14 protein-coding genes are annotated in these 14,307 nt (G+C 45.3%); 10 read left to right on the top strand and 4 right to left on the bottom strand.

What is annotated here, in order from left to right:
• Positions 1–61: 61 nt before the first annotated feature.
• Positions 62–1,009: a LysR family transcriptional regulator gene (locus ACXAFI_RS17625; protein WP_475109859.1), complete on the bottom strand. Its 948-nt coding sequence runs from the start codon at positions 1,007–1,009 to the stop codon at positions 62–64.
• Complete coding sequence (locus ACXAFI_RS17620) at positions 1,002–1,556, bottom strand: gamma carbonic anhydrase family protein (protein ID WP_475109858.1); 555 nt, start codon at positions 1,554–1,556, stop codon at positions 1,002–1,004. The genes ACXAFI_RS17625 and ACXAFI_RS17620 overlap by 8 nt, the downstream gene beginning before the upstream one ends.
• Positions 1,557–1,621: 65 nt before the next feature.
• On the opposite strand from ACXAFI_RS17620, the gene ACXAFI_RS17615 reads away from it, so the two are divergent.
• Genes ACXAFI_RS17615 through ACXAFI_RS17605 form a run of 3 tightly spaced genes read left to right on the top strand, consistent with a single transcriptional unit; the run spans position 1,622 to position 4,811 of the window.
• On the top strand, positions 1,622–3,670 hold the full coding sequence (locus ACXAFI_RS17615) for a M3 family metallopeptidase (RefSeq protein WP_475109857.1): 2,049 nt from the start codon (positions 1,622–1,624) through the stop codon (positions 3,668–3,670).
• 35 nt (positions 3,671–3,705) lie between these two features.
• Positions 3,706–3,981 carry a YheV family putative zinc ribbon protein gene (locus ACXAFI_RS17610; protein WP_152450352.1) on the top strand — a complete coding sequence of 92 codons (276 nt, stop codon included), beginning with the start codon at positions 3,706–3,708 and terminating at the stop codon, positions 3,979–3,981.
• Positions 3,981–4,811 carry a hypothetical protein gene (locus ACXAFI_RS17605; RefSeq protein ID WP_475109856.1) on the top strand — a complete coding sequence of 277 codons (831 nt, stop codon included), beginning with the start codon at positions 3,981–3,983 and terminating at the stop codon, positions 4,809–4,811. Before ACXAFI_RS17610 ends, ACXAFI_RS17605 begins: the two co-directional genes overlap by 1 nt.
• A gap of 333 nt (positions 4,812–5,144) precedes the next feature.
• Here ACXAFI_RS17605 and ACXAFI_RS17600 read toward each other — a convergent pair whose 3' ends face one another.
• Positions 5,145–6,485, bottom strand: coding sequence for an MATE family efflux transporter (locus ACXAFI_RS17600; protein WP_475109855.1), 1,341 nt, complete (start codon positions 6,483–6,485; stop codon positions 5,145–5,147).
• 788 nt (positions 6,486–7,273) lie between these two features.
• Between ACXAFI_RS17600 and coxB the strand changes: the two genes are divergently transcribed.
• The 4 genes from coxB to ACXAFI_RS17580 are packed head-to-tail and all read left to right on the top strand — an operon-like array spanning position 7,274 to position 11,476.
• Positions 7,274–8,419, top strand: a complete 1,146-nt coding sequence (gene coxB, locus ACXAFI_RS17595) for a cytochrome c oxidase subunit II (RefSeq protein ID WP_475109854.1) — start codon at positions 7,274–7,276, stop codon at positions 8,417–8,419.
• Between the two features lie 18 nt (positions 8,420–8,437).
• Entirely contained in the window at positions 8,438–9,988 is a 1,551-nt protein-coding gene (gene ctaD, locus ACXAFI_RS17590; RefSeq protein ID WP_152450358.1) for a cytochrome c oxidase subunit I, read from the top strand.
• A gap of 18 nt (positions 9,989–10,006) precedes the next feature.
• On the top strand, positions 10,007–10,579 hold the full coding sequence (locus tag ACXAFI_RS17585) for a cytochrome c oxidase assembly protein (RefSeq protein ID WP_152450360.1): 573 nt from the start codon (positions 10,007–10,009) through the stop codon (positions 10,577–10,579).
• Positions 10,580–10,585: 6 nt separating this feature from the next.
• Complete coding sequence (locus ACXAFI_RS17580) at positions 10,586–11,476, top strand: cytochrome c oxidase subunit 3 (protein ID WP_444920601.1); 891 nt, start codon at positions 10,586–10,588, stop codon at positions 11,474–11,476.
• A 54-nt stretch (positions 11,477–11,530) separates the two neighbouring features.
• On the opposite strand, the gene ACXAFI_RS17575 is transcribed toward ACXAFI_RS17580, so the two are convergent.
• Positions 11,531–11,755 (bottom strand): DUF2909 domain-containing protein, encoded by a 225-nt coding sequence (locus ACXAFI_RS17575; RefSeq protein WP_475109853.1) that lies wholly within the window; start codon positions 11,753–11,755, stop codon positions 11,531–11,533.
• A 33-nt stretch (positions 11,756–11,788) separates the two neighbouring features.
• On the opposite strand from ACXAFI_RS17575, the gene ACXAFI_RS17570 reads away from it, so the two are divergent.
• Genes ACXAFI_RS17570 through ACXAFI_RS17560 form a run of 3 tightly spaced genes read left to right on the top strand, consistent with a single transcriptional unit; the run spans position 11,789 to position 14,305 of the window.
• Positions 11,789–12,535, top strand: a complete 747-nt coding sequence (locus ACXAFI_RS17570) for an SURF1 family protein (protein WP_475109852.1) — start codon at positions 11,789–11,791, stop codon at positions 12,533–12,535.
• A gap of 10 nt (positions 12,536–12,545) precedes the next feature.
• A complete protein-coding gene (locus ACXAFI_RS17565; RefSeq protein WP_475109851.1) occupies positions 12,546–13,187 on the top strand; it encodes a hypothetical protein in 642 nt (213 codons plus the stop codon).
• Between the two features lie 11 nt (positions 13,188–13,198).
• Positions 13,199–14,305 (top strand): COX15/CtaA family protein, encoded by a 1,107-nt coding sequence (locus tag ACXAFI_RS17560; RefSeq protein WP_475109850.1) that lies wholly within the window; start codon positions 13,199–13,201, stop codon positions 14,303–14,305.
• The last annotated feature ends 2 nt before the right edge of the window (positions 14,306–14,307 follow it).

The following is a 14,307-nucleotide window of genomic DNA, read 5'->3' as shown; positions in this document are numbered from 1 at the left end:
AGAAATTCGGATCTGAACGACCCAGCTGCCAAGTTTTATCGGGAAATTTGCTAGATAAAAATTAGATGCTATCGGTTTGCTCGATAGGTGGGCTGTAATAGTTGCCATACAGGCGCCGAGCTTCTCTTGCAAACCAAAGGCCGGCTTTGCCTTGGGCGGTTTTAGCTGACCAGAGCAAGTCGACATCCAGGCTCCAGGCACTCAGTGCGCTGGTGAGTTTCAACTCCACCAGTTTGCCACTTTTCAGGAAAGGGCGAGCCAGCTCATAGGGCGCGTTGACCCAACCGATGCCTTTACAAGCCAGATCCAGGGCCTGCAGCAGGGAATCGCAGGTCCATACCTGTGCTGAAAGCTGCCAGCGCTGCTGGTCCTCCGCCATGGCCGTGATGATTTGTCGGTGGCGTGCGGCCTCATGGAGGGAGGTGGGTTGCTGGCGTGCCAATGGATGGTCTGGTGTGGCGAGGCAGAGAATTTGTTGGCGTCCGAGCGTGTTGAATTCCAATGCGCCGGGATAGCTGCCCCCGCTTGCCACAAACGCAAAATCGGCCTCTCCGTTGTTGATGCTTTGCACCGCTTGTTGATGACTGGCACTGCGCAATTGCAGTTGGGTGTGGGGGAAGCGCTGGCTGAAGCTTGCCAGCACATCGTTGAGGCGGTCGGGCATCACCAACTCCTCAAACAGGATACGCAGCACGGCTTCTTCGCCGCTTTGATAGGAGTCCGCGGCCTGCTGAAAACGCTGCAACTGCCCCAGGGCCTGGCGGGCCAGCGGCAACAGGGCCCTGGCTGCGGCCGTGGGCCGCGGAAATTTTCCGCTGCGATCGAAAAGGTCGAGCCCAAGGTCCAACTCAAGATTTTGGATACAGGCACTCACCGAGGACTGGGCGCGCCCCTGTTCGCGGGCAACAGCGGAGAAAGAGCCCAGCTCGCAGGCGCGCACAAAAGTATGCAGTTGATCGGTATTCAGGTTGAGCATGGAGGTCGAATCGCCCGGTGATGCGTTATTCACTATCTTGACGCAGATATTGATCCTTCAGGTTCACATAGTTTTGCGCAGAATAATTGAAAAACGCCTTCTCCTTGTCGGATAGCGGGCGTGCCTTGCGGCAGGGAGAGCCCACATAGAGGTAGCCGCTCTCCAGGGTTTTGCCTGGAGGTACCAGCGCGCCTGCGGCTAACACCACTTCGTCTTCTATCACTGCACCATCCAGTACAATGGCGCCTATGCCGATCAAAATCCGGTTGCCGATGCTACAGCCATGCAGGCAGGCCTTGTGACCGATCGTGACGTCTTCGCCGATTGTCAGCGGCCAACCCTCCGGGTTAAACGGGCCGGCATGGGTGATATGCAATACCGCTCCATCCTGGACACTGGTGCGTGCACCAATCTGAATACGATGCATGTCCCCGCGAACCACCGCCATGGGCCATATGGAGCAATCATCACCCAGAGTGACATCACCGATCACAACCGACTGTGGGTCAACAAAAACGCGTTGGCCGAGTTGCGGTGTTTTCTCGCTCACAGAATCGTTGTGGCTGCGCAGTGGGGACATAAAGAAGCTCCTGTACAATGAATCCTCTATCATAGCTGTATCCTTTTTCCAGCACAGGGTCCCGTATGTCCAATCCACTGTTGAATATCCCTCTTCTCCCGCCGTTCAACCAGCTGCAGCCCGAACAGGTGGAGCCTGCCATTGCAAAGCTCATCGAAGACTGTCACAAGCAGTTGCAGAGTGGCTTAGAGAACCCCGATTGGGAGAGTACCCTGAAGCCACTAGAGCAGGTTCAGGATCAGCTCAATCGTGCTTTTTCACCGATCAGCCACCTCAACAGTGTGTTGAGTGGTGAGTGGCGAGCGCCCTATGAGGCGGCGCTGGCTCAGGTTACTGCCTATTGGACCGAGCAGGGGCAAAACCGCGAGCTGTATGAGGTATATCAACAACTGGCGGCATCGCCTGAATTTGCGAATTGGCCACAGCCGCGAAAGAAATCTATTGAGCTCGGCTTGCGGGATTTCGAATTGAGTGGGGTTGGCCTGAAGGGTAAGGCCCGGGAGCGATTTGCCGCGAACAGCAAGCGCCTGTCGGAGCTCACCAGCCAGTTCGCCAATAATGTATTGGATGCTACCAATGCCTGGAGCTGGCATACCGAGAATGAGGCAGACTTAAGTGGTTTGCCGGAAACGGCTCTAGCGGCTGCGCAAGGTGCGGCAAAGGCCAAAGGCAAAAACGGCTGGGTGATCACCTTGGAGGGACCGAGCTATCTGGCGGTAATGACTCATGTGGAGAACCGTGAGTTGCGTCAGCAGGTGCATACCGCGTTTGTCAGCCGTGCCTCTGAGGTTGGACCCAATGCTGGTGAGTTCGACAACTCAGAAGTGATGGAGTCCATTCTGGCTCTGCGCGCAGAGCAGGCCCGGCTGCTGGGAATGACCAATTACGCTGAGTTATCGCTGGCCAGTAAAATGGCCCCAAGTTGCGAACGCGTATTGGAATTCCTCAATGACCTGGCGAAGAGAGCTAAACCCGCCGCCGAACGCGAAATGGCAGAGTTGCGCAAATTTGCCAGCGAGGAATATCAACTCGAAGAACTTCAGCCCTGGGATATCGCCTGGGTTGCGGAAAAACTCAAGCAGCAGCGTTACGCGATTAGCCAGGAAGAACTGCGTCCATACTTCCCTTACGCCAAGGTTGTCGAAGGTCTATTTGCGGTAGTGGAAAAACTCTTTGGAGTTACCGTGCAGGAAGATACTACCGTGGAAACCTGGCATAAAGATGTTCAGTTCTTCTGGTTGTACAGGGATGGTGAGCGCATTGCGGGTTTCTATCTGGATGCCTTTGCACGGGAGAAAAAGCGTGGTGGAGCCTGGATGGATACCGTTACCACTCGTCGTCAAAGCGAAGATGGCTTGCAGCTGCCCGTCGCTTATCTGGTGTGTAATTTTAGCCCCGCAGCGGGGGACATGCCTTCACTGCTGACGCATTATGAAGTCACCACATTGTTTCATGAGTTTGGCCATGGCCTGCATCATATGTTGACCCAAATTGATGTAGCGGCGGTTTCTGGCATCAATGGTGTGGCCTGGGATGCGGTGGAAATGCCCAGTCAATTTCTGGAAAATTGGTGCTGGGAGCCGCAGGCGATCGCCATGATCTCCGCACACTTCCAAACTGGAGAAGCGTTGCCGGCAGAATTATTGGAAAAAATGCTCGCGGCCAAGAATTTCCAGTCAGCTATGTTCACTGTACGGCAGCTGGAATTTGCGATATTTGATTTCCGCTTACACAGCAGTGAAGAAGCAATGGATGCGAAGAAAATCCAGCAGCTGATGAAGGAGGTGCGCTCTGAAGTAGCGGTAGTTCCTGTAGCAGAGGAAAATCGTTTCCAACATGGTTTCAGCCATATTTTTGCTGGTGGCTATGCGGCGGGATATTACAGCTACAAATGGGCAGAAGTACTCTCGGCTGACGCCTTTTCCCTATTTGAAGAAAAGGGAATATTCGATAGTGTCACCGGGGAAAGCTTTATGCACTCCATTCTTGAACAGGGCGGCAGCCGAGATGCTCTTGAGCTGTTTGTAGAATTTCGCGGTAGAGAACCCGATATTGATGCGTTGTTGCGTCATTCTGGTATTGAACAGCTAGAGTTAAATATTAGCCCGGCCTAAAAAGGCCAATAAGTCATGCATATTGAGCAGTAATAATGGTCGATCAGGAAAATTCTGACGGGCAGCAGAAAAAGCCCAAAAAACGTTTTATTGCTGGCGCGGTTTGTCCGCGCTGCAGTGAGATGGATCGAATAATCAATTATCAGGAAGATGGAAAAAATTACCGCGAGTGTGTTTCTTGCGGATTTAAAGATGAAATTCGCCTGCAATCCTCGCCCTCTGAACTTTTAACCCGAGTGAGTACCGGGCAAAGAAAAGAGGCCAGTGAAGAGCCGGTGAAATTTATTCAACCAATAAAAAAAAATAAATAGTGAAAAAGGTACTTGCAGTTATAGCCGTGCTAGCCATCACAATTGTTGTTGGCTTGTGCGGCTTGAATAACTATCGAAAAACTCAAAAACAACAGCTGGAGATGACCTCGCACCTTCTGGCTAGCTGTGTTAACCAGGGAATTCTCAGTCTCTTTCAACTACAGGCAAATGACTGGAGGAAAAATCCAGAATTTTATTTACAACAACAGCGTGCACTGAATGAGGCTGTTGAGGCATTGCCACAGAAAATCTTAGATGGAAAACCCTTCAAAGAGTGGAAATATGCTGTTGATATTTGTGATAAGTTGACAAGAAATAGCAATTTACAACATATCACAATATTCAGGCCTCTTACTGATCTCGCTTCATTTGAGATGTCAGATGCCTCAACTTTTAAAAACCGTAAATCACTTAGAAAACGTAAGAAAACTATTGGCGCTTTAAGAGAGTCTGCACAGGCTGCAGATAGATACTTGAAAGATTTACGTAGCGATATTAATACTCAGGTGCAAACTTATGGTTTCTCTGCTGAGGAAAAAGCGTTCATTCAAAAGCAAATAAACACAGAAGTTCTGGACTATTATCAGCAGAGTAATTTTTCCCTAAATTCTGTGAATGTTTACCTGGAAAGGCTCTCCTCCTTTTATAAGTTAATGGCTGAAAATCCTAAGGCCTACACGGTTCGTAGTGGAAGTCTCTATTTTTATAATCCTGAATTGAGGGGTAAGGTTGAAGGGTTGAATCGAGTGATTTTGCAGGGAGAAAATGCTTTTTTTGCCAACTATACACAGATTTTAGTTAGGAAGCAGATATCAAGTCCGGGGCTCTGAAAAATGGTGAGCGGGTATTATTACATTGTTATGCCCGCTCAGTATCAACCATCCTGAGATTATTATTTTTATCTTTCGGAATTTATCATTTTGATTTGTTGAGAACACGTTAAAAATCTCTTAGAAATAACTAGCCCTAAATTAAAATAATAGTGGTTTTATCTAGGTTTTTTGTTTGTTTATGAAAAGTGTTTCCCTATAGTAGGCCAAGCTGGATATCTTTTAATAAGTCTCAGTACAGCAATAAAATCTCTGGATACTATCTTTTATAGGCTTACAGGTACGGGTACAAGTTTTGGTTCTCCCTAAGTTTCTTGCACAGTGAGCGATAAATCATTTGGTTATCCAGAAACCGTTTATAGTGTAGTAGCGATAATAAAAAATAAGTCCCAAGGATCGTGCAGTAATCCACAAGAATAGGCTGAACCATATGCCATGGTTGCCCCAGCCTTGGGTCAGCCACCAACTGGGGAAAAATATGAGTATCGTGGCAATAAACATAGTATCACGCATTTGTCGGCTTTTTCCTGCCCCAATAAATACACCATCGAGTTGGTAACTCCATACAGCCAATAGTGGCAGGGCACATAACCACCAGTAGACTTTATTGATCTCTAAGATAACCTTAGGAAGATCAGTAAACAGTTTGATAATGATAGGCTTGCCTGTTATCAACAATAAGGTAAGAAGAGCTGCGCTCCCCAATGCCCAGATTCCGGCTGCATAAACTGTTTCTTGAAATAGTTTATTAGATTTTTTCCCTATAGATTCACCCACTAATGCTTCGGTAGCATGGGCAAACCCATCCAATGCATAAGAGGTCATCATCAGTAGTTGCAATAATATGGCATTTGCGGCCAACACAGAGTCCCCTTGTGCGGCCCCCTGGGCAGTAAAGAACGTTAGGGTCAATAGCAGTAAGCAAGTGCGAATAAATAAATCGGTATTGATATGAAGCAACTCTAGCCATGGCTTCCAATCCACCCATGGCTGAAATTGTGGGGCGCGTATGTGAGTGACAATGTCCTGCCAAATCGTGTTATTCACGCGAGTTAGTAAGAATAAACCCATCACGAGTGCAAAGAAATCTGCACAGACCGTGGCTATCGCTGCGCCTTTCGCACCAAGTCCAAAACATAGAATAAAGAGAAAATCCAAACCAATATTTAACAGGTTGGCTACAAGCAAAATATATAAGGGAGCTCGACTATCCTGCCGGCCAATAAAAAAGCCAAGTAAGGCAAAATTCACCAAAGCTACTGGGGCACTGATTAGGCGAATTAGTAAATAAGCTGTTGCATGAGGGCTGGCATCGCTACTGGCATTCATCCAGTTGACAATGTGACCTATAAAGGGATAGGCCATTAGTTGGAGCAGGACTCCTAGGGCTAATGCCAATGTCAAAGCACGTAATAACCATTCAACACCACCATCCTGACTGCGGGCCACAATTCCCGTAGTGCCCATACGTAGAAAACCAAAGGCCCAGAGGAGCATCGACATTACACTTGCGCCAATGGCGACTCCAGAGAGATATTCGGCTGAAGAGAGATGACCGAGAATGGCGGTATCAACAGCCCCCAACAATGGCACTGAAATATTGCTGAGGATCATAGGCCAAGCAAGATTCCAGACTCTTCCCAGGTTTTTTTGCTCGACATGTAGGTAATTCATAGAGTTACTTAATAGGTTTAATCGCGAAGAGACTTCAGGTGGGGTTGAGGTGTATTGCTTTTTCTGTTGTCAGGTAAAGTAAAAAGCCGAACATCGAGTGACGAACCCGATTGTTAAATCCGATAAGCTAATAGGTTATGCATCTTTTGGCGCAAACTTCATTTGTCACTAAGCTGTCGATTATACCTTATTGTTCAATTACCTGATTGATGAAGGGGGTGATGCGCTAGCTGGGTTCGATTGGATCCAATTAGGGATAAGAAAATTTTCAGGGGTGAAAAACCTCATTGAGACACTGCACTATTAATCTCCTTTACATAATTTAATCGTATCGCTACAAAAAACCTGACGTAACACCAGGCTAGGAGGAACATCATTCAATATTGGTTAAATATATTTGAAATTTCCTATGAACTAAGCCTAGCTGAGCATAATTTATCGCTATATAGCATGATTGACTTTTTATCGTCAGTATGTTCCTGTTGTACCTGCAGTAGTTGCGACAAATAAAGAAACACAGGTTGTTGGTTGTACCTTCCGGGCGTCGACATCTGAAGTAAAAATTTTTTTACTAAAAATAACGAGTTGCACTGACGGCAGTATTGCGGGGATACCTCCTCGCCCAGTGTATGTAGTCTTGTGATACTACAGTATGTCCACAAATTTTGAGTGGAATTCACCCTGAAACAGTAAACACACAGGGCAATTTCAGTTATCCGTGAAGGCCGGCGGCCAAAATAAAATTCGGGGTTCCCATGGAAACCCGCAACCACGGAGATCTGTAGGCGATGTTGAGAGGCTTTGATCGGCTGTTCGCCTTGCTAGCCGCCTCGCTATCCGTCCAGTCCGTACTGGCGGAAGAGCAGGCTGTTGAGCGCTGGGGGGTCAATATGCCCAAAGGGGTGACGGAAGTTGCCCAAACCACCTATGAATTGCACATGCTGATTTTTTGGATCTGTGTGGCTATTGGTGTCCTTGTATTTGGTGTCATGTTTTACAGTATGTGGCGCCATCGTAAAAGCAAGGGTTACAAAGCTGCCCAGTTTCATGAAAGCACAGCTGTGGAATTAGTGTGGACAATAATTCCCACCGTTATCTTGATCCTCATGGCTATTCCTGCAAGTAAGACCCTTTATGATATTTACGATACTGATAAAGCAGATCTGGATATCATGATTACTGGGTATCAGTGGAAGTGGAAATATGACTATATCGGATCTGACGTTACTTTTTTTTCAAACCTCTCGACCCCACGTTCACAAATAAATAACGAACAACCCAAAAATCCTAACTACCTATTGGAAGTGGATGAGCCCTTGGTTGTGCCTATCAAGAAAAAAATCCGTTTTTTAATTACCGCAAATGATGTTATTCATGCATGGTGGGTGCCTGATCTCGCAGTAAAAAAAGATGCCATCCCAGGTTTTATTAATGAATCCTGGACTCGCATTGAGGAGCCGGGAATCTATCGGGGGCAGTGTGCTGAACTCTGTGGTAAGGACCACGGCTTTATGCCGATTGTGGTAAAGGCAGTTCCTCAAGAAGAATACAACGCATGGCTCGATGGACGTGTGGCCACAGCTATAAAAATGCGTGAGCTCACAGGAAAGACTTTTACTTTCGATGAACTTTTTGCTCAGGGTGAAAAAGTTTATAACAGCATGTGTGCGGCTTGCCACCAACCAAATGGGAAGGGTGTCCCTGGTGTGTTTCCGCCAATAGCTGGCTCAAAAATTGCGACAGGCCCACTGAATAGCCATCTCGACATAGTCATTGATGGATCTCAGGTAAATCCCGCCATGCAGGCATTTGGTGATCAGTTATCTGAGGTGGATATTGCTGCGGTGATCACTTATCAACGCAATGCCTTCGGTAATGAAATGGGCGATACGGTTCAGCCCGTTGATATCCTTAACTTCAAGAATAAGCAGTAACTGCTAGGGGATTTTAACATGGCACACGGACCTCAATCTGGCCTAAAACGCTGGCTGTATACAACAAATCACAAGGATATCGGTACCCTATACCTGTGGTTCAGTTTTGCAATGTTCTTCCTGGGCGGATGCATGGCACTCATTATTCGTGCCGAACTCTTTGAACCAGGATTACAGATAGTACAGCCAGAATTCTTTAATCAAATGACGACCATGCATGGGTTAATCATGGTCTTTGGTGCAGTAATGCCAGCATTCGTGGGGCTGGCCAACTGGATGATACCGATGATGATCGGTGCACCAGATATGGCACTACCAAGAATGAATAACTGGAGTTTTTGGATATTACCTTTTGGCTTTGCGATGTTGGCATCGACCCTCTTTATGGAAGGTGGAGCTCCAAACTTTGGTTGGACATTTTACGCCCCATTGTCGACTGAATATGCCCCTCCGAGTGTTACTTTTTTTATATTTTCCATTCACATCCTGGGAGCATCCTCAATTATGGGAGCGATTAATATCATCGCCACCATTCTGAACATGCGCGCTCCAGGCATGACATTAATGAAGATGCCACTCTTTGTCTGGACCTGGTTGATAACAGCCTACCTTCTGATTGCGGTGATGCCAGTACTAGCCGGCGTGGTAACCATGATGTTGATGGATATTCATTTTGGTACCAGCTTTTTTAGTGCTGCGGGCGGAGGTGATCCAGTACTGTTCCAGCATGTTTTCTGGTTCTTTGGGCATCCTGAGGTTTACATCATGATTTTGCCGGCATTTGGTATTATTTCGGCAATTATTCCGACCTTTGCACGTAAGCCATTATTTGGTTATAGCTCTATGGTCTATGCAACGGCCGCTATTGCGTTCCTAAGCTTGATCGTGTGGGCCCACCATATGTTTACCGTGGGAATGCCGATTGCCGGTGAGCTGTTCTTTATGTATGCCACCATGCTGATTTCTGTACCTACCGGAGTAAAAATTTTCAATTGGGTTTCCACAATGTTTCGTGGCTCAATGACATTTGAAACTCCCATGCTGTTCGCAATAGCTTTTATCATTCTCTTCGCTATTGGCGGCTTTTCAGGTTTGATGTTGGCCATTGCTCCGGCGGATTTCCAATATCATGATACCTACTTTGTGGTTGCGCATTTCCATTATGTGTTGGTTCCTGGGGCAATTTTCTCCATTACTGCGGCGGTTTATTACTGGTTACCCAAATGGACCGGGAATATGTACAACGAAACCATGGGGAAAGTGCACTTCTGGCTGGCTTTTATCGGTCTGAATTTAACTTTCTTCCCCATGCATTTTGTTGGACTGGCTGGTATGCCGAGAAGAATTCCTGATTACGCTTTACAGTTTGCCGACTTCAATCAGATGGCAAGCATGGGGGCGTTTTTGTTCGGCGCCGCCCAAGTGGTATTCCTCTTCAATGTGGTGCGTACGGTGATGGGGGGCAGGAAGGCAACTGAGCAGGTATGGGATAATCCACAGGGGTTGGAGTGGACAGTGCCATCACCGGCTCCATACCACACCTTTAGTACGCCTCCGGTTGTTCGTTAATTTCTGGTTGAAATACTGATGAAATTAAGCGAAAACACAAAAGTTTCTGCAAAATTGCTGGCGCTCGCCGCCAGCATGTTGGTATTCGCTATATTTGTAATGCCACCACTCTACGATGCTTTTTGTGAAATTACCGGACTCAACGGTAAAACTGGTGGACGTTATGAAGCTGTCCCTGCTGCTATAGATACCAGCAGATCGATAACCGTTCAGTTTGTTGCGAGTAATAACGACAATATGCCCTGGAGGTTCTCTCCCAGTGTAATGTCAGTGGAAGTCCATCCTGGTGAGGTCATGGATACCGTATTTCTTGCATTTAATCCTACAGCAAGAGATATGGTTGGCCAGGCAATTCCAAGTTTGGTCCCCTTCAAGGCTGCTGAATATTTTCATAAAACAGAGTGTTTTTGCTTCAATCAACAAATCTTAAAAGCGGGAGAAGAGGCAGAGTTGCCATTGCGATTTATTGTTGATCCAGAGATACCAAGCAGTGTAAATACCATAACCCTTTCCTACACGCTGTTCGATGTTACGGAAAGAATTTCTAAAAATACCGATAAGAATAAAGCCGTATCTGCGCGAGAGGGATAAAAAATTATGGCTAGTGAAAGCAGTTATTATGTTCCAGAGCAATCTAAGCTGCCGATATTTGCCACCATCGGTTTGTTTTTAATTGCCTTTGGGGCGGCAAATTGGATTAATGGCGGAAGTTCCTATATTTTCTTTACCGGTGCTCTGGCCTTGGCAGCCGTTTTATGGTTTTGGTTTGCTGCGGTGATTAGGGAAAATATGGCAGGACTAAATAGTGAACAGTTGAAGCGTTCATATGTCTGGGGAATGGGGTGGTTTATTTTCTCAGAAGTTATGTTTTTTGCCGCATTTTTTGGAGCCCTCTATTACATAAGGAATTTCTCCGTGCCTTGGTTGGCAGGCGAAGGTGAAAGGGGAATATCAAATATGCTATGGGAGGGATTCGAGAATACTTGGCCTCTCTATGTAACACCAGATGCAGCAGCACATGGGGATACGGCCAAATTTATTGGCCCCAAAGATGTTATTGATCCATGGCACTTGCCCCTGTGGAATACGATAATTCTATTATCTTCCAGCGTTACCGTGCATTTTGCCCATGTTTTCCTGAAAAAAGGTGAACGTGGAAAATTCAATCTTTGGCTGGGAGGGACCGTTCTTCTAGGTTTCATATTCCTATATCTCCAGGCGCAAGAATACTATGAAGCCTATCAACACCTTGGTCTCACCTTAGAGTCAGGTATTTATGGTACAACATTTTTTATGTTGACCGGTTTTCATGGGGCGCATGTAACTCTTGGAACGATAATGCTACTCATTATGTTGCTACGTTCTGTGATCGCACATCATTTTAAGCCAAACGATCATTTTGGTTTCGAGGCTGCAAGTTGGTACTGGCACTTCGTAGATGTTGTCTGGGTTGGGTTATTTATTTTTGTATATGTCCTAGGCGCCTAATCTGTAATCAGATCAAAAACGCCCCAAGATACAGTCACTTTGGGGCGTGTGTAACTAATATTTATCCGTCCACGGAGCGCTGTTGACCAAAATACCACTTTCAAAACCGTACCAAATTGCTAGTAAAAGAAGTGCTGCAAGTGAAATCCTAATACCTAGCGCATAGAGGGTACGTTTTGACTGAGGAGCGCCCATATCTCGCAATAGAAAAAATAAAGCACTGGAAAGGCTTACCAGTACCGCGAGAAATAGGATCACTATAACAATTTTGAGCCACATATAATTATTTTCCATTATTTTACGTAGTAGCGCATGACAGTAGAGATACCATCAGTTTCTGTAGAAAATACCAGTGTATCACTGATTCGTAACTGGCCTATAACCTTGTTTTCAATAGGGCTAATACCAGTTTTTGTGTTACTGGGTGTTTGGCAGCTTAATCGTGCGGAAACTAAGCAAATGATAAGCTTAGAAATAGATGCGAGAATGTCAGCTCAGCCAGTAAATCCAAAAAACGGAATTGAATTAAAGCGTTTCCTGCCCGTTAAATTAACTGGAAAATATTCCAGCAATTATTTCTTATTGGATAATCGCACCCGCCGAGGGCAGGCAGGCTACGAAGTTCTGCAAATATTTATCTCCGGTAATCAACGCTGGTTGGTAAATCGAGGTTGGATACCTCTCCCAGAAAGTAGGGCTATCACTCCAGAAGTAAGCTATCCCGATGGTGTAACAACAATTCTAGGATTTATATATCCAGTTGAATATTCAGAAAATCTGTCTTCAAATGAAAAGCTATTTCATCAAAGAATACAGACTGTAAATAGGGGATTTACTGATAGTTTGGATTTAAGTTACAAAGCCTGGACTATACGGCTCAGCGCAGATTCAGAATCATCGTTAGTAACTGATTGGAATTTAATTAATAGTAATTCCGATCGACACATGGCCTATGCAGTGCAATGGTTTGCTATGGCAGTAGCGTTATTTATTCTTTGGTTACTTACTGCAACCAATTTTACAAGATTATTTAGAAATAGACAAAATAATAATACTTAGGGGTATGGTAATGGAAAATAGAGAAATTTCATCAGGCCTAGGGGATTCTAGGGAGAAAAAAAGTTTTTTTTCCTCAAAAAAGATACAGGGAATATCCATTATTGCCTCTGTATTGCTGCCAATGGTTGCAGCCTATATAGTTTTTTATACAGGATTGGGAGTGCCATCAGGAACAGTTAATCAAGGTACGTTACTACAACCGCCGATTAATATTAAGGAATTAAAACTATCTTCGTTTGGTAGTCAGGTTGCTTTGCTCGGGAATGATTCTAAAAAGTGGCGATATCTGATTCTAGATGGTTCAGATTGTAACGAAGCGTGTGAAAAACTCTTATATACCAGCCGGCAAGTACATATCCGTTTAGGTGAAAAAGCCAATAGGGTAGAGAGACTTTTGATCACTGATGAGTCTATGACCCATGAGAAACAAAAAAAACTACAAATAGATCATCCTCGACTTAAAGTTTTGCGCTTGAATGAAAGTAGCATGAATACTCTACAAGAGTTAACGGCCCATCAAAATATCGATGAAACCAGAGCAATACTTATAGATCAGGATGGCTTTGCCATGATGGTTTATGACAATCAACATCGCGGAAATCAGCTACTGAAAGATATCAAACGCTTATTGAAGTACTCCTATGAGAAATAATGGAGAGTGACATGGAGTCATCAATGTATCGAGATAGTAATCAAGTAATGGATACATACTATAGCTGGCGTTATAAGTTGGCCTTGGGAAGTTGTGCGCTTGCCCTAGTAGTGGTCATTTTGGGTGCGTTTACTAGATTAGCTGATGCAGGATTGGGGTGTCCTGACTGGCCTGGTTGTTATGGCCACCTTACTTGGCCAGATGAAACCCATGAGATCCAGGCTGCTAACGCTGCCTTTCCCGATACACCAGTAGATAACAGTAAAACTTGGCCAGAAATGGTACATAGATATTTTGCTGGTACATTATTGCTATTAGTAGCATCACTTCTTTATTTATCATGGCGTAGACCAAAACAGCGAACCTTTAAACATACACATTACCTGATGGGCCTAATTATTTTACAGGCAGCTTTTGGTATGTGGACTGTAACCTTGAAGTTATGGCCCCAGGTAGTTACAGCCCATCTTTTGGGGGGGATGGCAACTCTTTCCATGCTGTGGCTCCTTGTTGAGAGAATGAGACATGGAGAGAATTCTTCTCTAAATAAGAAATATCATACTCTTCATAAATTATTGCCTCTTGCAATATTGACTACACTAGTAATAACAGTACAGATTGCTCTGGGTGGCTGGACGAGTTCTAACTATGCTGCGCTTGCTTGTCCAGATTTCCCTACCTGTCATGGGCAATGGCTGCCTCAAGCTGATTTTCGAGCAGGATTTAATATCTTTCAGCAAATTGGCCCTAATTATTTGGGTGGAGCTTTGGAGAGTGATGCACGTACCGCTATTCACTTAAGCCATCGTATTGGTGCACTGCTTGTAACTTTAATGGTTCTTACTCTGGCATATCTTACCTGGAGAGCAGGCTCACGTTCTTGGGCGATAGTATTGATTGCTTTAATAGCGTTACAGGTAAGCTTGGGTATTGCAAACGTTGTAATGTTTCTTCCACTACCAATTGCGGTTGCTCACAATGCTGGAGCTGCACTTCTTTTATTAGGAATTTTAACTTTTTGTTATCGTATTTACTCTTCAAAACCCTCAGAGATCAGTGAGAACTCATATAAAGCAAATTATGAACTAAACAAACCGAAGCTGACTGGCAATATGTAATA

The organism is Microbulbifer sp. ABH2_005 (genome assembly GCF_056160005.1).
The sequence above is the reverse complement of the archived record's forward strand: the minus strand, read 5'-3'. Positions and strand labels throughout refer to the sequence as shown.